Origin of the sequence: Microbacterium sp. MEJ108Y, from assembly GCF_000834175.1 — a bacterium.
Taxonomy (GTDB): Bacteria; Actinomycetota; Actinomycetes; order Actinomycetales; family Microbacteriaceae; genus Microbacterium; species Microbacterium forte.
The window spans coordinates 47,773-68,990 of the sequence record NZ_JXQX01000006.1 but is presented as its reverse complement, the minus strand read 5'-3'; the positions used below and the strand labels follow the sequence as shown (position 1 = coordinate 68,990).

The following is a 21,218-nucleotide window of genomic DNA, read 5'->3' as shown; positions in this document are numbered from 1 at the left end:
CCCGGACCCGAAGGTCCGGACGGCTCGTCGTTGTTCGAGCGGAATCGCTTACTGGTACGACTTCACGATCTCGAGGAGGCTCGGCACGTTGGCGTACGCCTCAGCGGCGTTTTCCTTCGTGACGATGATCGGGTCGAGCAGGTATGCCGGAACGATCTTCGCGCCGTTGTCGTACGACTCTTCGTCGTTGACATCGACGGTCTCGCCCGCCTGCAGCTGGCCGACCATCTTGATCGACTGCTCGACGAGCAGCGCGGTGTCCTTGTTGATCGTGGAGTACTGGATGCCCTCCATGATCGACTTCACCGACTCGACCTCGGAGTCCTGACCCGTGACGACCGGAACCGGCTTGCCGGCCTGCTGCACCGACGTGATGATGGCGCGAGCAAGCGTGTCGTTCGGCGACAGCACGCCGTCGACCACCGTGTCACCGCTGTACGACGAGGTCAGCAGCGTGTCCATGCGGTTCTGCGCGTTCTCCGGAAGCCAGCCCTCGGTCGCGGTCTGCGCGATCTCGGTCTGACCGGACACGACGACGAGGTTGCCGTTGTCGATCTCCGGCTGGAGCACGTCCATGGCGCCGTCGAAGAAGACCTTCGAGTTGGCGTCATCCGGCGAGCCCGAGAAGAGCTCGATGTTGTACGGAGCCTCGTGGCCCGCACGCTCGGCGAGTCCGTCGAGCAGAGCCTGGCCCTGCAGCTGGCCGACCTTGAAGTTGTCGAACGCGACGTAGTAGTCGACGGCCTCGGTGTTCTCGATCAGACGGTCGTACGCGATCACGTACGCGCCGGCATCCTTGGCGGCCTGCACCTGGGTGGCGAGCTGCTTGCCATCCTTCGCGCCGATGATGATGACCTTGGCACCGTTGGTGACCATGGCCTGGATCTGGTTCTGCTGCTCGGCGACCGTGTTGCTCGCCGGAGCGTACTGCACGTCGGCCTTGAAGCCGGCCTCTTCGAGGCCGTCCGTGAAGAGCTGACCCGCGAGGACCCAGTTCTCACTGGTCTTGTCGGGAAGCGCGACACCGATCGGGGAGCCTGCTTCGAAGCCTGCTTCGGCCTCTTCGCCGGATCCCGTGTCGGTTCCGCCGCCGCGCTCACCGGAGCAGCCCGTGAGTGCGAAGGCAGCCGTCGCGACGAGCGCTGTCGCTGTGACGATGATCTTCTTCATGTGATCTCTTTCTGTGTGATGTGACGGATTCTGCGTGCGAGCACTGCGCGGAGATTCCGCTTACTCGGCCCTTGTCTTGTCGACGGGAGGGGCTTGGTAAGTCCTGTTGGGTTCGAACGTCTCGGTGGCCGGGTCCTGCTGGCGGCTCGAGCGACGCATCATGAAACCGATGAGAGACGGGCGGCCCTGCTGCTTGTTCCAGACGTCGATGCCGACCGCGAGCAGGAGCACGAGGCCCTTGATCATCGAGACGACGTCGGCACCCTGGCCGAGCAGAGCGAGACCGTTGTTGAGGAACGCCATGACCAGACCACCGATGATCGATCCGATCACGGTGCCGATGCCACCGGCGACGGCGGCGCCACCGATGAACACGGATGCGATGGCGTCGAGCTCCCAGCCGGTGCCGTCGTTCGGTCCGGACGCCTGCGAACGGGCGACGAAGATCATGCCGGCGAGGGCGGCCATCATCGACATGTTCATCATGACGAAGAAGTCGACCCAGCGGTCCTTCACACCCGAGAGGCGGGCTGCCTGACGGTTGCCACCCACGGCGTAGATGTGACGGCCGAACACGGTGTTGCGAGTGATGAACGAGTAGATGATGACCAGGGCGAGCAGGATCAGACCCGGAACCGGGAAGCTCGTGCCGGGGCGACCGGTCGCGAACATCCACGCCGCGGCGAGGACGACGACCGAGAGCAGCACGACCTTGACCACGCTGACCCACAGAGGCGCACTGTCGGAGCCCATCTTGTGCTGCTGGCGACGGGTGCGGATCTCCCAGAAGACCAGCCACGCCACGGCGACCAGGGCGAGGAGCATCGTCGGCACGTTGAAGTCGAGCGGAAGCCCGACCTCGGGCAGATAGCCGGTGCCGATCACCTGGAAGCCCTTGGGCACCGGAATCGTCTGAGCGTCACCGATCCACTGCTGCGCACCGCGGAAGAAGAGCATGCCGGCGAGCGTCACGATGAACGCGGGCACCCCGACGTATGCCACCCAGAATCCCTGCCAGGCACCCACGAGGGCACCCACACCGAGGCCCAGGAGGATCGCCGCCGGCCAAGGGAGGTTCCAGTCGGCCATCGACTTCGCGACGATGATGCCGGTGAACGCCGCCACCGAGCCGACCGACAGGTCGATGTGCCCCATGATGATGACCATCACCATGCCGATCGCGAGGATCAGGATGAACGAGTACTGGTTGATGACGTTGATCAGGTTGCCCGACGTCAGCGTCGCGCCGTTCGGCCCGTTGCGGAGCAGCGTCAGGATCTCGAAGAGGGCGATGATGACGATGAGGCTGCCCAGGATGCCGAACTGGCGCAGCGACGAGGTGCCGTTGCTTCCGAACATCTTGCGGATGTCGCCGAAGTGGAAGCCGCGCTTCGTTGTCGTGAGGTCGGTGGTCATGCTGATGCTTTCTGAGTCGCGGAGGTCATGCTGCGCATGAGGGCCTCGGGTGTCGCCTGGTCGGCCGGGATGCAGTCGGTGACCCGACCTTCGAAGACTGTGTAGATGCGGTCGGAGATGCCGAGCAGCTCGGGCAGCTCGCTGGAGATGACGATGACTCCCTTGCCCTGCGAGGCGAGCTCGTTGATGATCGCGTAGATCTCGTACTTCGCACCCACGTCGATGCCGCGGGTGGGCTCGTCGAGGATCAGCAGGTCGGGGTCGGTGAACATCCACCGCGCCAGCACGACCTTCTGCTGGTTTCCTCCCGAGAGCTTGCCGACGCCCTCTTCGACGCTCGGCGTCTTGATGCGCAGCGCCTTGCGGTAGCGCTCGGCGACCGAGTACTCCTCGCGCTCGTCGACGACGCCGCGCTTCGAGATCTTCGACAGCTTGGCCGCCACGACCGACCGCTTGATGGTGTCGAGCAGGTTGAGGCCGAGCACCTTGCGGTCCTCGCTCACGTAGGCCAGTCCGTGCTTGATGGCGGACGAGACGTCGGGGATCGAGATCTCCCGGCCGTCCTTGATGATCTGTCCGCCCTGGAAGTTGCCGTAGGAGCGGCCGAAGATGCTCATCATGAACTCGGTGCGGCCCGCGCCCATCAGCCCGGCGATGCCGACGACCTCGCCGCGGCGGACGTTGAGGTTCGATCCCTTGACGACCATGCGCTCGGAGACGGTCGGGTGCTGAACCCACCAGTCCTTGACCTCGAAGAAGACCTCCCCGATCTCGGGGGTGCGGTCCGGGTATCGGCTCTCGAGCGAGCGTCCGACCATCCCGCGGATGATCCTGTCCTCGTTGATCTCACCGCGCGAGATGTCGAGCGTCTCGACCGTGCGGCCGTCGCGGATGATCGTGATCTCGTCGGCGATCTGCTCGATCTCGTTGAGCTTGTGGCTGATCATGATCGATGCGATGCCCTTGGCCTTGAGACCCAGGATCAGATCGAGCAGGTGCTGCGAGTCGTTCTCGTTCAGCGCGGCGGTGGGCTCATCGAGGATGAGGAGCTTGACGTCCTTGTTGAGGGCCTTGGCGATCTCGATCAGCTGCTGCTTGCCGACACCGAGCGTCTTGATGGCCACGTCGGGGTCTTCACGCAGGCCGACGCGAGCCAACAGCTCGACCGTGCGCTGGCGCTGTGCGCGCCAGTCGATCTTGCCGAAGCTGCGGATCTCGTTGCCGAGGAAGATGTTCTCGGTGATCGAGAGCTCGGGGATCAGCGCGAGCTCCTGGTGGATGATCGCGATTCCGGCCTGCTCGCTCGCCGCGATGTCGCGGTAGCGCTGCTCCTCGCCGTAGAGCAGGATGTCCCCCTCGTACGTGCCGTAGGGGTACACGCCGGAGAGGACCTTCATCAAGGTCGACTTCCCGGCGCCGTTCTCCCCGCAGATCGCATGGATCTCGCCTGCGCGGACGGTGATGGACACGTCGGACAGCGCCTTGACACCCGGGAACTCCTTGGTGATGCTGCGCATCTCCAGGATGGGGCCTGACACGACCGGCAACGTTGCTGTGGTGCTCACAAGATCTTCCTCGCGACGGGCGGTCACCTTCGATGTGACCGTTCACATTGGATTACATAGTCTACGCTCGCCGAGACGCTGTCAAGACCACGAGCCAAATTGTGGCTCTATCGAGGTGCGGACGATTCCCTCGTGCGCAGGGTGGTCTGGAGCGGCCCGAACTCGGGCACCTGCTCACCCCGGATCTGCGCGAGCAGGATCCGCACCGCCCGACGCCCGAGCTCGGGGAAGTCCTGATGCACGGTGCTCAGAGTCGGCGCGACATGCGCGGCGACGGGGATGTCGTCGAAGCCGACGACGCTCACATCCTCGGGCACGCGGACGCCGGCATCCCGGAAGCCGTGCATCAGACCGATGGCCATCTGGTCGTTCGCGACGAACACGGCCGTGAAATCGCGGCGGCGCGACAGTTCCTTGCCCGCGAAGTAGCCGAAGTCGGCCGTCCAGTCGCCGCGGATGGGCGGGAAGGTCGGAAGATCGGCTTCGCGCAGCGCGTCCAGGTACCCGCGCATGCGCGACTCTGCCTCGATCCAGTCCTGGGGCCCTGCGATGTGGATGATGTCGCTGTGTCCGAGCCCGATCAGATGCTCGGTGGCGGCGCGGGCACCGGCGACCTGGTCTGCCGACAGCGTCACCCCGTCGGAGCCCGAGGCGGTCTGCAGCGATACGAACGGCATCTCGACCGCCATGCCCTTGAGCACGTGGAACGCCCGCACCTGCGGGGCGAGCACCACGATGCCGTCGACCTGCTCGCGCGCCAACTGGCGCAGGGCGTTGCCGATCGCCTCCGGCGTCGTGGCCGAGAGGTTGAGCGTCGAGACCGAGTACCCCTCCTCGCGCGCGGCATCCTCGATGCCGACGATCGAGGACGTGGGTCCGAACTCCCCCACGGTCGCCGCGAGGATGCCCAGCATGTTGGACTTGCTGGTCACCAGTGCCCGCGCTGCGAGATTGGGACGATAGTCGAGCACCGCGATGGCGTCGAGCACCTTGGCCTTGGTCTCGGGGCGGATGCTCGCGTGATCGTTCAGCACCCTCGAGACCGTCTGGTGCGACACCCCCGCGAGTCGAGCGACGTCGCGGATGCTCGGCATCCGGGCACGCTCGGAGGCAGTCGACATCACAGACCTCCTTGTATGTGCACGGTCACATCGTCACTTCATTATGTATGCCAGGCGCGCCGAACGCACGTCGCCGACGCGAGGGGGCGGCGGGGCGGGTCAGGCGAGGATGCGCGCGCCCGGCACCGGGCCATGCACGTGCAGCGACTCGAGCCCGTGCTCGCGCAGCAGCGACTGCACTTCCTGCGCACCCTCGGGGCTCGCGCAGAGGAGTGCGACGGTGGGCCCTGAACCGGACACGATCCCCTGCAGCGCACCGGCATGGATGCCACGCAGGATCGTCGTCTCGAGTTCCGGCCGCTCGTGCAGGGCGGCTTCCTGCAGGTCGTTGTAGATGCTCTCGGACAGCAGGTCCGGGTCTCCCGAGCGCAGCGCCTGCAGCACGGGCGCCGGAACCTCGAGCGACAGCGGCGGATCGTCGGCGAGCGCGCCCTCGGCGTCACGCAGGGCATCGAGCCGCGCGTACACGACCGGCGTCGACAGGCCCTCGTCACTCGGGACGAGCACCCAGTCGAAGCGTCCCCTCGCCAATGCCGGGTTCAACTGGTCTCCCCGACCGGTGCCGACGGCGGTGCCGCCGTGCAGCGCGAAGGGCACATCGGCACCGAGGCGTGCCGCGAGCTCGTGCAGGCGCGCCGTCGAGAACCCGGTGCCCCACAGCGCATCGCAGGCCACGAGGGCGGCAGCGGCATCCGCTGACCCGCCTCCCATGCCTCCGGCGACCGGCACGCTCTTGCGGATCTCGAGCGCCACCCCGCCGCCGTACTCGGCTGCGGTCGCGAGGAGCTTCGCCGCCCGCATCGCGAGGTTCCGGTCGTCCAGCGGCACCGTGTCGGGATCGTCCACGCCCGACACCGTGATCGAGAAGTCGTCGGCGTGCCGGGCGATCACGTCCTCATAGAGCGACACCGCCTGGAACACGGTAGCCAGCGCGTGGTACCCGTCGTCGTGACGGCCGCCCACGCCCAGGTAGACGTTGATCTTGCCTGGCGCGCGCACGTGCACGGAATCGACGGGGGCGGCGAAGCTCATCTCGGTCTTCCCGTCACAGCTCCGTGGACGACGCCCACAGGTCGACGTCGATGGCCCCGGCCGCCTCATCGATGCGGCTGAGCTCGTCGGCCGTGAATGCCGGTCCGTTGACGGCGGCGATGTTCTCGTCGAGCTGCTCGGGGCGCGATGCCCCGACCAGTGCGGAGGCGACCACCGGGTTGCGCAGCGTCCACTGGATCGCCATCTGAGCCAGCGACTGCCCCCGCCCCTCGGCGATGGCGTTGAGCGACCGGAGCGTCACCACAGCGGCATCCGACAGCGGAGCATCGGGCAGCGACCCGCGCTTCTGGGCCCGGGCTGCGGTGCCGTCACCGAGGTACTTGTCGGTGAGGAGCCCCTGCGCCAGCGGCGTGAAGGCGATCGCGCCGACGCCGGACTGCTCGAGCTTCTCGGTGAGCCCGTCTTCGACCCAGCGGTTGAGGATCGAATAGGCGGGCTGGTGGATGACGAGCGGGGTGCCGAGCTCGGCGGCGACGGCGACGGCCTCGGCCGTGCGCTCGGCACTGTACGACGAGATGCCCACGTAGAGCGCCTTGCCCTGACGCACGAGTGTGTCGAGTGCTCCGATGGTCTCGGCGACCGGGGTCACCGGGTCTGCACGGTGCGAGTAGAAGATGTCGACGTGGTCGAGACCCATGCGCGTGAGCGACTGCTCGGCACTCGCGAGGATGTACTTGCGGCTCCCGAGGTCGCCGTACGGCCCCGGCCACATGTCCCAGCCCGCCTTCGAGGAGATGATCAGCTCGTCGCGATAGGGGCGGAAGTCCTCGGCGAAGATGCGACCGAAGTTCTTCTCGGCGGAGCCGTAGGGCGGTCCGTAGTTGTTCGCGAGGTCGAAGTGGGTGATGCCCCGGTCGAACGCGTGGCGCAGCAGTGCGCGCTGGTTGTCGAGCGGGATGTTGTCGCCGAAGTTCCACCACAGGCCCAGCGAGATCGGCGGCAGGTAGAGCCCCGAGGAGCCGACCTGGCGGTACTCGAACTGCTGATAGCGGCTCTCGTCGGCAGCGTACGGCCGGTGGAGCTCAGGGACATTGGGACGGAAGCGGGGAGACTCGGTCACCGTGCCAGGTTAGCCGGTGATGACGGTGTCTTCGATCTGGGCGACGTGCCGCGCAATACGGTGATAGTCGTCGACCGTGAGATCCTCGCCGCGGGCGGTCGGCGCGACTCCTGCCGCGATCAGGATCTCGGATGCCGCGGCCGAGCTGCCGAAGAGCTCGGACAGCGCCTGACGCAGCATCTTGCGGCGCTGGTTGAAGGCGGCATCCACGATCTTGAAGGTGAGTCGGCGTTCATCCTCCGTGCCGCGCTCGCCCTCCGACCGGTCGAAGCCGACGAGGAGGCTGTCGACGTTGGGCACCGGCCAGAAGACCTGACGGGACACGGTGCCCGAGAGCCTCCATTCGCCGTACCAGGCCGCCTTGACGCTCGGGGTGCCGTAGATCTTCGACCCTGGCTTGGCCGCGATGCGCTCGGCGACCTCGGCCTGCACCATCACGACGCCGCGCTTCAGGTACGAGAAGTTCTCGAGGAAGTGCAGCAGCACGGGGACGGAGACGTTGTAGGGGAGATTCGCGACCAGCACGGTGGGTTCGCCGGGCAGCTCGGTGATGCGCAGCGCGTCGGCATCGACGACCGTGAGCCTCTCGGCGGGAACGCCGTGCTCGACCGCGGTCTGGGCGAGTCGGGCTGCGAGCCGGTGGTCGATCTCGACGGCGGTGACGGATGCCCCGGTCTCGAGGATCGCAAGGGTGAGCGAACCGAGCCCCGGCCCGACCTCGACGACCCGCTCCCCCGGCTGCACGCAGGCGGCGTGCACGATCTTGCGCACGGTGTTCGCATCGACGACGAAGTTCTGTCCGAGCTTCTTGGTCGGGGTGACGTCGAGCTCAGCGGCGAGGCGGCGGATCTCGGTGGCGCCGAGCAGGGTGACTGTCATTGCTCCATTGTCCCCCACCCCTCACCGGTGTCCGAACCCGCCAGTAGTCTTCTGTGGTGCCCTCCCTCGGTGAACTGATCGCGCCCCGTCGGATGGGCAGGGATTTCCGCTGGCTGCTCGCATCGTCGTGGACGAGCAACGTCGGAGACGGCGTCGCTCTGGCGGCCGCTCCCCTGCTCATCGCCTCGATGACGTCATCGCCGATCCTCGTCGCCGCCGGCGCGATCATGCAGTTCCTTCCGTGGCTGCTGTTCGGGCTGCACGCCGGTGCGATCGCCGACCGGTTCGACCGCCGACGCCTCGTGATGTTCGCCAACGCGGCGCGGGCCGTGGTGCTCGCAGGTCTCTGCGCGTTCCTGCTCACCGGCACGGCGAACATCTGGATCGTGCTCGCTGTGGCCTTCCTCTACGGCACGGCAGAGGTCTTCGTCGACACGGCGGGAAGCACGCTGCTGCCGATGCTCGTGAAGCCCGCCGATCTGGGCATCGGCAACGCGCGTCTGCAGGCCGGGTACCTCGTCGCGAACCAGTTCGCGGGTCCTCCGCTGGGAGCCTTCCTCTTCGCCGCGGGCACGGCGTGGCCCTTCCTGCTCGAGGTCCTCTGCGTGCTCCTCGCGGTCGTGCTGATCTCGCGCATGGCCCGCACGCCGGTGCCGCCCCGGGCGACGGGCGACGCCGAGAAGACGCACGTGCACACCGACATCGCCGAGGGCCTGCGGTGGCTCTGGCAGAACCCGCCGGTGCGGATGCTCGTGCTCATCATCCTGGTCTTCAACGTGACCTGGGCGGCCCCCTGGGGCGTGCTCGTGCTCTACGCCACCGAGCACCTGAGCATGGGCGCCGTCGGCTATGGAGCGCTGACCACGGCGTCCGCCGCCGGTGGCATCCTCGCCACGCTGTGCTTCGGGTGGCTCGAACGACACGTGTCGTTCGCGACGCTCATGCGCGTCGTGCTTTCTCTCGAAGTGCTGATGCACCTCGCCTTCGCGCTCACCAGCACCGGGTGGGTCGCGCTCGTGATCATGTTCGTCTTCGGCACCTACGCGTTCATCTGGGGCACGATCTCGACGACCGTCCGTCAGCGCCTCGTGCCGCCCGAGCTGCAGGGCCGGGTCGCCTCGGTCAATATGGTCGGCGTGTTCGGCGGCATGGTGATCGGACAGGCACTGGGCGGCGTGATCGCGCAGTTCTGGGGTCTCACCGCTCCGTGGTGGTTCGCGTTCGTCGGCGCTGCGCTCACACTGCTGTTCGTGTGGAAGCCGATCTCGCAGATCGTGTCGGCGAAGCCGGTCTCCGACACGCAGGCGATCGAGACTCAGTCGAACGAGCCGTAGACCCGCAGGGTGTTCGCGGCGAGCTGGGCAGAGAGCTCGTCGACCTCGATGCCGAGCTCGGCTGCCATGAAGCGCACCGTGATCGGCACGAGATACGGGGCGTTCGGCCGGCCGCGCAGCGGCGTCGGGGTGAGGAACGGCGCGTCGGTCTCGACCAGGATGCGATCCAGCGGTGTCACCTTCAGCGCGTCGCGCAGATTCTGCGCGTTCTTGAACGTGACGTTGCCCGCGAACGACAGGTGATATCCGGCATCCGCACAGATCCGGGCCATCTCGTCGTCACCCGAGAAGCAGTGGAACACGGTCCGGTCGGGGGCACCCACCCGCGTCAGCGTCTCGAGGACCGCGTCATGCGCGTCGCGGTCATGGATCTGCATCGCGATGCCATGCTTCTTGGCGAGCGCGATGTGCGCCTCGAAGGACTCGAACTGCGGTGCTCGGCGCTCGGGCTCGGTGCGGAAGAAGTCGAGCCCCGTCTCGCCGATCGCCCGCGTGCGGGGGTGCGCGGCGAGCTCGTCGATCACCGCGATGGCCTCATCGAGGCGCCCCTCTTCGGCGTAGGCAGGCGCGTCGTTCGGGTGGATCGCAACAGCCGCGAGCACACGGGAGTCCGATTCCGCCGCCTCGACCGCCCACCGAGAAGACTCGATGTCACCCGACGCCTGCACCACCCCGGCGATGCCCACGGCCTGGGCGCGATCGAGCTGCTTGGTCAGCGACAGCGGCTCATCGCCGTCGAGGATCTCGAGATGCGCGTGGTTGTCGTACACGGGCACGGACAGCGGCTCGGGGGCCGCCGGATACCGCAGGTTCTTGCGTCCCTCGCCGTCTCGCTGCTGCACGTACGTCATGCTCAGGCGTTGGACTCCACACGCGGGAACAGCGGGCTGAGGCCGTTGACGCTGGTTCCGGGGCGCAGCGCTCCCCAGGCTCCGGCCTCACGGATCGGCTGATCCTGCAGACGTCCGAGGCTCTCGGCAGCGCCGAGGGCGACCCAGAGCTTCTCCGTCGACTGCGGCATCACCGGCGAGAGCAGCACCGCGAGCGCACGCAGGCCCTCGGCGCAGGTGTAGAGCACCGTGCCCAGACGGCCGCGCTGAGCCTCGTCTCCGCTGTTCGCCTGCTTGGCCAGCGCCCACGGCTCGTTCGCGGTGATGTAGCCGTTCAGCGCATCGACGATCGTCCAGATCGACGAGATGGCCTCGTCGATGCGGAACTGCTCGATCGCGGCATCCGCGTTCGACGCCGCATCCGCGACGATCCTCTGGATCTCGAGATCCTTCTCGGTGTAGTCGGCGGGGGGCGGCACGATGCCCTCGAAGTACTTCTCGATCATCGCCGTGGTGCGCGAGGCAAGGTTGCCGAAGCCGTTCGCGAGCTCGGCCTGGTAACGGGCCGAGAGGTCCTCCCACGAGAACGACCCGTCCTGACCGAACGCGATCGCGGAGAGGAAGTAATAGCGGTACGCGTCGGAGCCGAAGACATCGGTGATCTCGGTCGGTGCGATGCCGGTGAGCTTCGACTTCGACATCTTCTCGCCGCCGACCAGCAGCCAGCCGTGCGCGAACACGCCCTTGGGCACGTCGAGCCCGGCGGCCATCAGCAGCGCGGGCCAGATCACCGCGTGGAAGCGCAGGATGTCCTTTCCGACCACGTGATAGGCGGGCCAGCGGCGGTCGAACGTCTCCGGATCGGAGCCGTACCCGACGGCGGTGGCGTAGTTGAGCAGCGCGTCGACCCACACGTAGATGACGTGCGACTCGTCCCACGGCAGCGGGATGCCCCAGTCGAACGTCGAGCGCGAGATCGAGAGGTCCTTCAGCCCCTGGCTGACGAAGGAGACGACCTCGTTGCGCGCGGAGTCGGGGCGCACGAAGTCGGGCTGCGTCTTGTAGAGCTCGAGCAGGCGGTCCTGGAACTCGCTGAGCTTGAAGAAGTAGTTCTTCTCCTGCAGGAGTTCGAGGGGCTTCGAGTGGATCACGCACACCTTCAGACCCTCGAACGGACCTGTGCCGTCGACGATCTCGGACTCGGGCTTGAACTCCTCGCAGCCGACGCAGTACAGCGCCTCGTACTCGCCCGCGTAGATGTACCCGCGGTCGTACAGACGCTGGAAGAACGTCTGCACATTGGTCTCGTGGCGCTCCTGCGTGGTGCGGATGAAGTCGTCGTTCGCGACATCGAGGGTCTTCAGCAGCGGGAACCACGCCTCGGTGACGAGCTTGTCGACCCACTCCTGCGGGGTGACGTTGTTCGCCGCCGCCGCGCGGAGCATCTTCTGGCCGTGCTCGTCGGTGCCCGTGAGCATCCACGTGTCATCGCCGCCCTGACGGTGCCAGCGCGCGAGCGCGTCGACCGCCACCGAGGTGTACCCGTGACCGATGTGAGGCACATCGGAGGGGTAGTAGATGGGCGTGGTGATGTAGAACGATTCGCCTGCGGGCATGGGGACAATTCTAGGTGGGATGCAGGGGGTCGTTACGCTCAGGCGACCGAGACCTCGATGCGATGCCACCCCTGAGCGCCGTCGGGCACGACGTCGGCCGGATCCGAGGTCTGCGTCTCGCCGTCGGCGCTGATCGCCCGGCACTCGATCGTGTGCGCTCCGCTCTCGGCCGACCAGTCGAGGCGCCACTGCACCCAGGTGTCGTCGGAGATCGCGGTGGCGAGCTCGGCCCGACGCCATGCGCCCTCGTCGATCCGCACCTCGACGCCCTCGACTCCCACATGCTGCTGCCATGCCATGCCGGCGATCACGGCGTCACCCGCCTCGATCCGAGTCCCGCGACGGGGCACGTCGATGCGCGACTGCAGCTTGATCGGTCCGCGCTCCGACCACCCGCGGTCGGTCCAGTACGCGGTCGCCCGGTCGAACCGCGTGACCTCGAGGTCGGTCACCCACTTGGTCGCAGAGACATAGCCGTAGAGCCCCGGCACCACCATGCGCACCGGAAAACCGTGCTCGATGGGCAGCGGATCACCGTTCATGCCGACCGCGAGCAGGGCGTCGCGGTCGTCGGTGAGAGCCTCGAGGGGTGTCGAGGCCGTGAATCCGTCGGACGAGGTCGACAGCACCATGTCGGCGTCCGGGTCGACGCCCGCCCGCGCGAGGAGCTCGCGCACCGGATGCCCGAGCCACAGGGCGCTGCCGATCAGGTCTCCGCCCACCTCGTTCGACACGCACGCGAGCGTCACATGCGACTCCTGCATCGGCAGGGCGAGCAGTTCGTCCCACGTGACCACGATCTCTCGGTCGACCATCCCATGGATGCGGATCGACCAATCGGCCGGGTCGATGCGCGGCACGATCAGAGCGGTGTCGATGCGGTAGAACTGCGCATTCGGGGTGACGACGGGCGCAAGCCCCTGGATGTCGAGTTCTGCGGCGACCGGCACTGCCGGGGCCGGCGTGGCGGCCTTCGGCAGGCGCAGTGTGGACCGCACCGCCTCGATGGACCGGGTCACGCCGCGGGCCGCGTTGCCGATGGCGAGCGCCACGATGCCGGTGGCTGCGACGCCGACGGTCCACAGGAGGAACTGTCGGCGCTCCTCATGCTCGGCGCGGAGATACGGCACCGGGTGCACCTTGCGCATGAGCAGCCGCAGCGCGACGACCGCCGTCACTCCCGCGACGAGGCCGGGGAGCCAGGCGAACGGTCCCGCACCAGGACGGATCATCGCGGCCACCAGAGCGAGCACGCCGAGAGCAGCGAGGATCGTCGACCCCACTCCCGCCCGGCGGGATTCCAGGATGCCGGCGAGCGCCGCCAGTCCTGCCAGCACGATGGCGATCCCGGTGAGGAGCGCGACCTTGTCGCCGGTGCCGAACAGCGCGATCGCGGTGTCCTTCGCCCAGCTGGGCGCGAGGTCGATGAGCCCGCTGCCGATCACGGCGAACGGACTCGCGCTCGGTTCGACGATGGCGGCCACCAGCTCCGCCAGGCCGACCGCGACGACCGCCGCACTCAGCCCGGCGGCCGCCGATCGGAGCCTGTCACCGCGCGTCGTACGGGTTGCATGGCTCATGATCCGAGGGTAACCCCGGGGCAGAGCCCCGGGGTCGTCCGGCTCAGAGCCCGTTACGACGCGCGACCTCGCCGAGCCAGGCGAGCGACGGCTTCGGCGAGCGCTCGAACGTCTCGTGGTCGAAGCCGATCAGGCCGAAGGTCGGACGGAATCCGCTCGCCCACTCGTAGTTGTCGAGTGCACTCCAGTGCTGGTACGCCTTCACCTCGATGCCGTCGGAGATCGCCCGGTGCAGACCCTCGAGCGCGCCCTGCGTGTAGGCGATGCGACGAGTGTCGTCGGCGGTCGCGATGCCGTTCTCGGTCACGAGCACCGGCACTCCACCGCTGCGCTCCCAGGCGCTGCGCACGCCCATCTCGAGCGCCTCGGGGAAGAACTCCCACCCGGTGAGCGTCGTCTCGACATCGTCGGCGACCGGCCGCGGCCCCTCGGGTCCGATGAAGGTGCGCGTGTAGGCCTGCACGCCGACGAAGTCGTCGCCCGCCGACTGGTCGAGGTACCAGTGATCGCGCGGGTCGCCGTACTCGGCGAGCATCTCGTCTGCGCCGGGCTCGCCGGTGGAGTGGAAGGCCTGCGTGGCGATCGTCCATCCGGCCTGCACGCCCGAGACGGAGTGCAGGATCTCGGTCGCACGGTGGTGCGCGTCGAGCAGCGTGTCGGCGACAGCGAGGTCGGGGTTCGGCAGTCCGAACGCGACGAGGTTGGCCGCATCCTCACCCCCGGCGAGCATCGCCGCGATGTTCGGCTCGTTGATCGTGCAGACGTAGGTCACGCCCTCGAGGATCGGCAGCACCGTCTCGACGTAGCGCGAGAACAGGTCGACCGCGTCGTCCGCACGCCAGAAGCCGTCCTTCTGGAACCACTGCGGCACGGTGAAGTGCATCAGGGTCACCGTGGGGTCGAGCCCGTTCTCGCGAGCCGTGTCGATCATGCGGCGATAGTGATCGAGCATCGCCCGCGAGACGAACCCGCGCTCGGGCTCGATGCGGGCCCACTCCATCGAGAAGCGGTACGAGTTCAGACCGGCGTCCGCCAGCAGCCGCATGTCCTCCGGGTACCGGTGGAAGTGATCGGCGGCGTCGCCCGAGGGCTCCACCATGGGCGAGCCGGGAGCATGCTCCATGGCCCACCAGTTGCTGGTCGTGTTGTTCCCCTCCACCTGATGGGCTGCGGTCGCAGCGCCCCAGAGAAAGCCGTCAGGGAATGTGAGCACGAGTGCTCCTTTCGTCTTGCGATGGTCTTCGGTCAGCGTTCGGCCCGTGCCGGGTTCGGCACCGCATCCAGCAGCTGGACCGTGTACGGGTCCTCCGGATGCTGAAGCACCTGAGATGTCTCGCCGCGTTCGACGACGCGGCCGCTGTTGAGCACGAGGATGTTCTCGGTGACGAGACGCGCGCTGAGCAGGTCGTGCGTGATGTAGAGCATGCTGATGCCCCACCGTTCGCGCAGATCCTCGAGCAGCGCGAGCACGCCGGCTCGGAGCGACACGTCGAGCATCGACACGGGCTCGTCGGCGATCAGCACCTGCGGATCACTGGCCAGAGCCCGGGCGATGACGACACGCTGACGCTGGCCGCCCGAGAGCTGGTGCGGCAGCTTCGCTGCGAACTGCTCGACCGGCGTCAGCCCCACCGTCTCGAGCAGCTCGAGCACGCGGGCTCTCGCCTCCTGCCCTCGCAGCGGCGTGTAGTTGCGGATCGGTCGGCTGAGCGCGTACTCGACCGTGTGCAGCGGATTCAGCGCGGCATACGGATCCTGGAACACCATCTGCACGTCCTTGCGCAGATCGCGGAGGCCCTTGCGGCCCAGCATCGCGACGTCGACGTCACCGAAGCGCACGGTGCCCTCGGTCTGCTTCTCGACCCCGGTGATGAGCTTCGCGATCGTCGACTTGCCCGACCCCGACGCACCCACGAGCGCCAGCGCCTCACCGGGCTCGAGACGGAAAGACACGTCGTCGACCGCCGTCACGGGCTTCTCCCCCCGACGGGGGGCCGGGTAGCGCTTGGAGACGCCCTCGACCACGATCGCGGCATCGGCTCGTCGGGTGTCGCGCTGCGACACCGTGGGCAGGGTCTCGGTCAGATCGGTGCGCGAGTGCCCCTCGCGACGCCGGGTGCCGAGGTCGACGAACCCGGGGATCGAGATCGACTCGGCCCGCGGGTCGGCGTAGTGGCTCAGCAGCATCCGCGTGTACTCGTCCTGCGGGCGGTGCAGGATGTCGAGGCTCGGCGCGTCTTCGACGATCCGCCCCTCGTGCATGACCATCACGCGGTCAGTGGCCTCGAGCACGATGCCGAGGTCGTGACTGATGAGGATCGCGGTGAAGTGCTCGGAGCGCTGCAGGTCGCGGATCGTGTCCATGACCGCGTGCTGCACGAGCACGTCGAGCGCGGTGGTCGGCTCGTCGAACACCATGAGCTGCGGCTCGAGCGAGAGAGCCAGGGCGATCGACGCGCGCTGGCGCATTCCGCCCGACAGCTCTCCCGGGTACCGCGACAGCACGAGAGGGTCGAGACCCACCTTGCCGACCAGTTCCTTCGCCCTCGCATCCCGGGCGTCTCGGGCCACATGCCCGTGCGCGGCGAAGATGTCGCGGAAGTGGTTGCCGATCGTGCGGACGGGGTTCAGCGCGTTCATGCCCGACTGCAGCACCATCGCGAACCCGCCCTGACGCTGTCGACGCAGCTCCTCGGCGTCGAGGTCGCGGATGTCGCGGCCGTCGAACAGGATCCGCCCGTCGCTGATGCGAGCCGGCGGCTTCTGCAGCCGTGTCAGCGCGAAACCGAGCGTGGACTTGCCCGAGCCCGACTCGCCGACGAGGCCGACGAACTCGCCCCGACGCAGCGTGAACGACACGTTCTCGACGGCGGTGACCGGCGTCGCACCCGGCGAGGCGTACTCGACGGACAGGCCCTGGACATCGAGCAGGACGTCGTTCGTGGTCGCGGGGGTGTTCGCTTCCATGGCGCTCATCGTCCCTTCCCCTCTCGCAGGCGCGGATTGGAGATGCCGTCCACGCCGAAGTTGATCAGTGTCAGGCTCAGAGCGAGCAGGGCGATGCAGAGACCGGGGGCGAACAGCAGCAGCCACTGCCCGGTGAGCAGGGAGTTGGAGTTCTGCGCCCAGTAGAGCATCGTTCCCCAGCTGACGATGCTGGAGTCGCCGAGCCCGAGGAACTCGAGTCCGGCCTCGGCGAGGATCGCCGCGGTCGCTGCTCCGAAGAGCGTGCCGGCGATGATCGACGTCATGTTCGGCAGGATCTCGCGGAACACGATGCGCGCCCGGCTGTCACCCGAGAACTGCGCCGAGGTGACGAAGTCGTTGCCTCGCAGCGACTGGGTCTGGCTGCGCAGCACGCGCGCGCCCCACGCCCACCCGGTGACGACGATGACCGCGATGATCATCAGGATGCCGCCGTTCTGCAGGTACGCGGCGATCACGATCATGAGCGGGAGACCGGGGATCACGAGGAAGAGGTTGACGATGAAGCCGACCACCTCCCCCAGGAAACCGCGCATGTAGCCCCAGCTGAGACCGATCAGCACGGCGACGATCGTCGAGAGGATGCCGGCGGCCATGCCGACCAGCAGACTGACCTGCGAACCGTAGATCAGCTGGCTCAGCACGTCCTCGCCTGCAGCGGTGGTGCCGAGCCAGTGCGCGGCCGATGCATCGGCGTTGCGCTCGAACGTGTTGACCTTGGGGCCGTACGGGGCGAGCAGCGGTGCGAACACCGCGACCACGACGAACAGCCCGAGGATGATGAGGCCCAGTCGGGCCTTGCCGTTGGACCAGAGGGTGCCCACCATCCGGGCGAACGAGCGCCACGGGCTGGGAGCCGCGATCCGGTCGGAGGGAACCTTGACATTCATGGTGGAGGTCATCGGCGGGTCCTTGGATCCAGCACGCCGTACAGGATGTCGACGAGGAAGTTGGCGATGAGCACGCTGACGGTGATCATCAGGAAGAGCGCCTGCATGAGCGGGTAGTCCTGCCCGATCACGGCGTTGAAGAGCAGATAGCCGATGCCCGGGTATCCGAACACCTGCTCCACGAGGATCGATCCGCCGACCACACCGCCGAGCGTGAGCCCGAAGCCGGTGAGGTTCGGCAGGATCGCGTTGCGCGCGGCGTAGCGGAGGGCGATCGTGCGACCGTGCAGACCGTTCGCCTCGGCGAAGGTCACGTAGTCCTCACCCAGCGTGTTGATCATCGCGTTGCGCATGCCGATGATCCACCCGCCGAGCGAGGTCAGCAGGATGGTCAGCGCGGGGAGAACCGCATGCTGCGCGAGGTCGACGATGAAGTCCCAGGTGAACCCGGGCGTGGTCGTCGCCGCATACGCTCCCGTCGTCGGGAACCAGTGCAGCACGTAGCCGAAGAAGAACAGCAGCAGCAGCGCCGTCCAGAAGTACGGGAAGGTGCTGAGGAACGACCCCGTCAGAGTCGGCAGGCTGTCGAGCCATGTGCCGCGGCGCCAGGCCGCGGCGGTGCCGATCAGGGTGCCGATCACGAACGCGAGGATCGTGACGATGCCGACGAGGCCGATCGTGTAGGGCAGTGCGGTCGAGACCATGCTCGAGACGCTCTGCGGATAGAACGTGTACGAGACACCGAAGTCGAGTCGTGCGACCTGACCGAGGTACGCCACGTACTGATCCCAGATCGATCCGGTCGGCACGCCGAGCTGGGCCTCGATCGCGGCCCGCGTCGCATCCGACACCGGACCGTTCTGCGAGAGCTTCGCGATCGCGGCGTCTGCCGGCGAACCGGGCATGAGGCGCGGAAGGAAGAAGTTCAGCGTGATCGCTGCCCACAGCGTGAGCACGAACAGGCCGACCTTCTGGAGGACGTACTTCATCGGTCATCCTCCTTGACGCGCTCGAGCCGGGTGAAGATGCCCAGCGGCGCCGAGTCGTAGTTCTGCGGAATCATGTACGGGTCGTCCTCTGTGGGCCAGCCGGTGAACTTGGAGTCGTTGAAGAGGCCCCAGATCCCGCCGTAGTAGAGGCCGATGACGGGCAGGTCGTCGTAGACGATGCCCTGCAGCTCCTCGACGATCTCGGTCTGGCGGGCGGGGTCGACGGTCTCGCGGTACTCCTTGAGCAGGGCGTCGGCCTCGTCCGAGCGGTACCGCTCGAAGTTGTTCGCGGTCGCCTCGCCGGACGGCACGTAGAACTCGCTCGAGAGCAGGTTGTTGAACGCCTGGTAGACGTTGCCGTTGCCCATGCCGCCGATGGCCATCTCGAAGTCGCCGTTGCTGATGGCGCTCTGATATCCCGCCGGCTGCGGGAGCTTGAGAGTCACCTTGACGCCGACGTCTGCGAGCTGGCTCTGCACGGTCTGCGCCGCGCGGGTCCAGTCCGAGAAGCCGTTGGCGGTCGTCAGCGCGAACTCGAGCTGCGTGCCGTCGGCGCCCACGAGCCGGTCACCGTCGAGGGTGTACCCCGCCTCGGCGAACGCGGCGAGTGCGGCATCCGTGTCCTGGGTGATCATGCCCTGGTCGGGGATGCTCGGATCGAGGTACTCCTCCTGGTTGGGGAGGATGAGCCCGGTCTGCCCGGCGGGTTCCATGTACCCCTCGGATGCGGTCTCGGCGATCTCCTCGCGATCGAGCGAGAGGGCGATGCCGCGGCGCACGTTCACGTCGTCGAACGGAGCGACCTCGAGGTTCGGCATGAGCGCGATGACTCCACCCGGCGGGAACCACCAGGCGTTGTGCTCGCTGGCCGCACCCCAGGTGCCCTCGACGTCGGAGATGAACGAGTAGGCCCAGTCGTAGCCGCGGGTGACGGTGTCGAGCTGCGAGTTCGTGGACGGCAGGATGATGTGCTCGATCTCGATCTTGTCGGCCTGCCAGTAGTCGGGGTTCTTGTCGACCGAGTACTGCTGGTCGTTGTAGTTGCCGAGCACGAACGGTCCGGTGCCGACCGGGTTCTCGTTGCGGTAGGTGCCCGGATCCTTCACGTCGGCCCAGAGGTGCTCGGGCACGATCATGGTCTGACCGAGGATCGGCAGCGACGGGGCGTCGTCTGTCTGAAGGTGCATGATGACGTCGTCGCCGTCGACCTCGACGGTCTCGAGGTGCTGCCAGGCGCCCTTGATGTCGAGCGAGGGATTGTCCTTCAGCAACTGGAAGGTGAACGCCACGTCATCGGGCGTCAGCTTCTCGCCGTCGCTCCATTCGACGTCGTCGCGGATCGTCATCACGACCGTGCGGGCGTCGGGCTGCGACCATTCGCTCGCGAGCCACGGGTTCTCGGTTCCGTCGAGCGGGTTCACCAGGATCAGAGGCTCGTAGATCCACCTCGACGCCGTGCGCGTGTTGGTGAGGTACGGATTGAAGTTCCGCGTGAAGAACGGGTTCCCCTTGTCCGCATTGATGAGCATCGTGTCGTCGCCGATCGATGGATCGGGCTGCGAACTGATCTGGATGCTGCAACCGCTGAGCACGACGGCTGCTGCCGCCAGTCCCACGATCGCGGCTCTCCGCCAGCGCCGGAGCATGTGCGTCTTCGCCACACTGCCACCTCATGTCGTCTGTGTCATGAAGGGGGGTCCCGGGGGTCGGGGCGCCCCGCGGCCGAAGCCGCATGAGTGATTGTAAGCGCATACATTTTGCGAGCGCAAGCCCTCGACCACCGCACAACGAGGGCGACTTCCCCACCGTGACGAGGATGGGAGCGGTGCCAAACCTGTCTTTATCGCGGTGAATCGCGCAGCGAGCGCACCATGCTCCGCAGCGCCCGGAGCGCAGCCGCCTGCTCGTCGTCGGTCATGCCCGCGAGCATCCGCACCTCGACGGATCGCACCGCGGTCGTGGCCTGCGCCAGACTGCTCCTCCCCCGCGGCGTGAGCGTCGTCGGCAGCGCCTTGCCCACCGGAGCCTCGGGCGGTCTCGTGACGAATCCATCCCGCTCGAGCGCCTGCAGCAGCACGTTCATGGACTGCCGCGTCACGAACGCTCCGCGGGCCAGCTCGGAGTTCGAGAGGCCGGGCCGCTGGGCGAGCAGTTCGAGACACGAGTAGTGCGTGATGGTCATGCCGAGCGGACGCAGCACCTCCTCCATCGCCGAACGCAGCGCACTGGAGGCCTCCTTCAGGAGGTATCCGAGCGATGTGTCGAGGTCGATGCCGCCGCCGTCTTGACTCATGTCAGTATTCTGACATACATTGATCCGTGTCAGATAACTGACATCACAGGAAAGAGCACATCATGCCCGTCACCGGACCCGACTTCATCTCCCTCCAGACTCGCGACCTCGCCGCGTCCCAGGCGTTCTACGAGCAGTACCTCGGCCTCGTCCGCTCGCCGACGGGCCCGCCGCATGCCGTCGTCTTCGAGACCACACCCATCGCGTTCGCACCGCGCGATATCGCCCCCGGCACAGACCTCGACGGCGTCGACCAGCCGGGGATCGGCGCCGCGATCTGGCTGCATGCCAGCGACGTGCAGGCGATCCACGACGCTCTCGCCGCCGCAGGGCACACGATCGTCGCGGATCCGATCGACGGCCCGTTCGGCCGCACCTTCACGTTCGCCGACCCCGACGGCTACCGCATCACGCTGCACGATCGCGCCTGAGCGGGT

The 21,218-nt window shown here is 67.3% G+C and carries 18 protein-coding genes; 2 read left to right on the top strand and 16 right to left on the bottom strand.

The window, feature by feature from the left end; all coding sequences use genetic code 11:
- Positions 1–48 precede the first annotated feature (48 nt).
- The 7 genes from RU09_RS03185 to rsmA all read right to left on the bottom strand — a co-directional run bounded on the left by RU09_RS03185 (position 49) and on the right by rsmA (position 8,264).
- The gene (locus tag RU09_RS03185; RefSeq protein WP_042537406.1) at positions 49–1,170 is read right to left on the bottom strand and encodes a substrate-binding domain-containing protein; all 1,122 of its coding nucleotides are present in this window, start codon (positions 1,168–1,170) and stop codon (positions 49–51) included.
- A gap of 60 nt (positions 1,171–1,230) precedes the next feature.
- A complete protein-coding gene (gene mmsB / locus RU09_RS03180; RefSeq protein WP_042537404.1) occupies positions 1,231–2,586 on the bottom strand; it encodes a multiple monosaccharide ABC transporter permease in 1,356 nt (451 codons plus the stop codon).
- The gene (gene mmsA / locus RU09_RS03175) at positions 2,583–4,103 is read right to left on the bottom strand and encodes a multiple monosaccharide ABC transporter ATP-binding protein (RefSeq protein WP_042537456.1); all 1,521 of its coding nucleotides are present in this window, start codon (positions 4,101–4,103) and stop codon (positions 2,583–2,585) included. Before mmsA ends, mmsB begins: the two co-directional genes overlap by 4 nt.
- Positions 4,104–4,258: 155 nt before the next feature.
- Entirely contained in the window at positions 4,259–5,272 is a 1,014-nt protein-coding gene (locus RU09_RS03170) for a LacI family DNA-binding transcriptional regulator (RefSeq protein ID WP_042537402.1), read from the bottom strand.
- Between the two features lie 99 nt (positions 5,273–5,371).
- Positions 5,372–6,304: a 4-(cytidine 5'-diphospho)-2-C-methyl-D-erythritol kinase gene (locus RU09_RS03165; RefSeq protein WP_042537400.1), complete on the bottom strand. Its 933-nt coding sequence runs from the start codon at positions 6,302–6,304 to the stop codon at positions 5,372–5,374.
- Between the two features lie 13 nt (positions 6,305–6,317).
- Positions 6,318–7,385, bottom strand: coding sequence for an aldo/keto reductase (locus RU09_RS03160; protein WP_042537398.1), 1,068 nt, complete (start codon positions 7,383–7,385; stop codon positions 6,318–6,320).
- Between the two features lie 9 nt (positions 7,386–7,394).
- On the bottom strand, positions 7,395–8,264 hold the full coding sequence (rsmA, locus tag RU09_RS03155) for a 16S rRNA (adenine(1518)-N(6)/adenine(1519)-N(6))-dimethyltransferase RsmA (protein ID WP_042537396.1): 870 nt from the start codon (positions 8,262–8,264) through the stop codon (positions 7,395–7,397).
- A 56-nt stretch (positions 8,265–8,320) separates the two neighbouring features.
- Between rsmA and RU09_RS03150 the strand changes: the two genes are divergently transcribed.
- Entirely contained in the window at positions 8,321–9,598 is a 1,278-nt protein-coding gene (locus tag RU09_RS03150) for an MFS transporter (protein ID WP_231567456.1), read from the top strand.
- On the opposite strand, the gene RU09_RS03145 is transcribed toward RU09_RS03150, so the two are convergent.
- The 9 genes from RU09_RS03145 to RU09_RS03105 form a co-directional block, all read right to left on the bottom strand.
- Positions 9,580–10,449, bottom strand: a complete 870-nt coding sequence (locus tag RU09_RS03145) for a TatD family hydrolase (RefSeq protein WP_042537392.1) — start codon at positions 10,447–10,449, stop codon at positions 9,580–9,582. The genes RU09_RS03150 and RU09_RS03145 overlap by 19 nt on opposite strands.
- Positions 10,450–10,451: 2 nt before the next feature.
- Positions 10,452–12,044 carry a methionine--tRNA ligase gene (metG, locus tag RU09_RS03140; RefSeq protein WP_042537390.1) on the bottom strand — a complete coding sequence of 531 codons (1,593 nt, stop codon included), beginning with the start codon at positions 12,042–12,044 and terminating at the stop codon, positions 10,452–10,454.
- 38 nt (positions 12,045–12,082) lie between these two features.
- Complete coding sequence (locus tag RU09_RS03135; protein WP_042537388.1) at positions 12,083–13,624, bottom strand: molybdopterin-dependent oxidoreductase; 1,542 nt, start codon at positions 13,622–13,624, stop codon at positions 12,083–12,085.
- A 43-nt stretch (positions 13,625–13,667) separates the two neighbouring features.
- Positions 13,668–14,837: a glycoside hydrolase family 1 protein gene (locus RU09_RS03130; RefSeq protein WP_042537386.1), complete on the bottom strand. Its 1,170-nt coding sequence runs from the start codon at positions 14,835–14,837 to the stop codon at positions 13,668–13,670.
- Positions 14,838–14,869: 32 nt separating this feature from the next.
- Positions 14,870–16,591 carry an ABC transporter ATP-binding protein gene (locus RU09_RS03125; protein WP_156145860.1) on the bottom strand — a complete coding sequence of 574 codons (1,722 nt, stop codon included), beginning with the start codon at positions 16,589–16,591 and terminating at the stop codon, positions 14,870–14,872.
- A 5-nt stretch (positions 16,592–16,596) separates the two neighbouring features.
- Positions 16,597–17,511: an ABC transporter permease gene (locus RU09_RS03120; RefSeq protein ID WP_042537384.1), complete on the bottom strand. Its 915-nt coding sequence runs from the start codon at positions 17,509–17,511 to the stop codon at positions 16,597–16,599.
- Complete coding sequence (locus tag RU09_RS03115) at positions 17,508–18,488, bottom strand: ABC transporter permease (RefSeq protein WP_042537382.1); 981 nt, start codon at positions 18,486–18,488, stop codon at positions 17,508–17,510. The genes RU09_RS03120 and RU09_RS03115 overlap by 4 nt, the downstream gene beginning before the upstream one ends.
- The gene (locus RU09_RS03110; protein WP_228385543.1) at positions 18,485–20,149 is read right to left on the bottom strand and encodes an ABC transporter substrate-binding protein; all 1,665 of its coding nucleotides are present in this window, start codon (positions 20,147–20,149) and stop codon (positions 18,485–18,487) included. Before RU09_RS03110 ends, RU09_RS03115 begins: the two co-directional genes overlap by 4 nt.
- A 179-nt stretch (positions 20,150–20,328) precedes the next feature.
- A complete protein-coding gene (locus RU09_RS03105; protein WP_042537379.1) occupies positions 20,329–20,781 on the bottom strand; it encodes a MarR family winged helix-turn-helix transcriptional regulator in 453 nt (150 codons plus the stop codon).
- A 62-nt stretch (positions 20,782–20,843) separates the two neighbouring features.
- Between RU09_RS03105 and RU09_RS03100 the strand changes: the two genes are divergently transcribed.
- Positions 20,844–21,212: a VOC family protein gene (locus RU09_RS03100; RefSeq protein WP_042537376.1), complete on the top strand. Its 369-nt coding sequence runs from the start codon at positions 20,844–20,846 to the stop codon at positions 21,210–21,212.
- Positions 21,213–21,218: the final 6 nt, after the last annotated feature.

Bases quoted from the DNA above. Each gene is read 5' to 3' on its own strand.
- RU09_RS03185 (WP_042537406.1), bottom strand. From the start codon at position 1,170: ATGAAGAAGATCATCGTCACAGCGACAGCGCTCGTCGCGACGGCTGCC.
- mmsB (WP_042537404.1), bottom strand. From the start codon at position 2,586: ATGACCACCGACCTCACGACAACGAAGCGCGGCTTCCACTTCGGCGAC.
- mmsA (WP_042537456.1), bottom strand. From the start codon at position 4,103: ATGCGCAGCATCACCAAGGAGTTCCCGGGTGTCAAGGCGCTGTCCGAC.
- RU09_RS03170 (WP_042537402.1), bottom strand. From the start codon at position 5,272: ATGTCGACTGCCTCCGAGCGTGCCCGGATGCCGAGCATCCGCGACGTC.
- RU09_RS03165 (WP_042537400.1), bottom strand. From the start codon at position 6,304: ATGAGCTTCGCCGCCCCCGTCGATTCCGTGCACGTGCGCGCGCCAGGC.
- rsmA (WP_042537396.1), bottom strand. From the start codon at position 8,264: ATGACAGTCACCCTGCTCGGCGCCACCGAGATCCGCCGCCTCGCCGCT.
- RU09_RS03145 (WP_042537392.1), bottom strand. From the start codon at position 10,449: ATGACGTACGTGCAGCAGCGAGACGGCGAGGGACGCAAGAACCTGCGG.
- metG (WP_042537390.1), bottom strand. From the start codon at position 12,044: ATGCCCGCAGGCGAATCGTTCTACATCACCACGCCCATCTACTACCCC.
- RU09_RS03135 (WP_042537388.1), bottom strand. From the start codon at position 13,624: ATGAGCCATGCAACCCGTACGACGCGCGGTGACAGGCTCCGATCGGCG.
- RU09_RS03125 (WP_156145860.1), bottom strand. From the start codon at position 16,591: ATGGAAGCGAACACCCCCGCGACCACGAACGACGTCCTGCTCGATGTC.
- RU09_RS03120 (WP_042537384.1), bottom strand. From the start codon at position 17,511: ATGACCTCCACCATGAATGTCAAGGTTCCCTCCGACCGGATCGCGGCT.
- RU09_RS03115 (WP_042537382.1), bottom strand. From the start codon at position 18,488: ATGAAGTACGTCCTCCAGAAGGTCGGCCTGTTCGTGCTCACGCTGTGG.
- RU09_RS03105 (WP_042537379.1), bottom strand. From the start codon at position 20,781: ATGAGTCAAGACGGCGGCGGCATCGACCTCGACACATCGCTCGGATAC.
- RU09_RS03100 (WP_042537376.1), top strand. From the start codon at position 20,844: ATGCCCGTCACCGGACCCGACTTCATCTCCCTCCAGACTCGCGACCTC.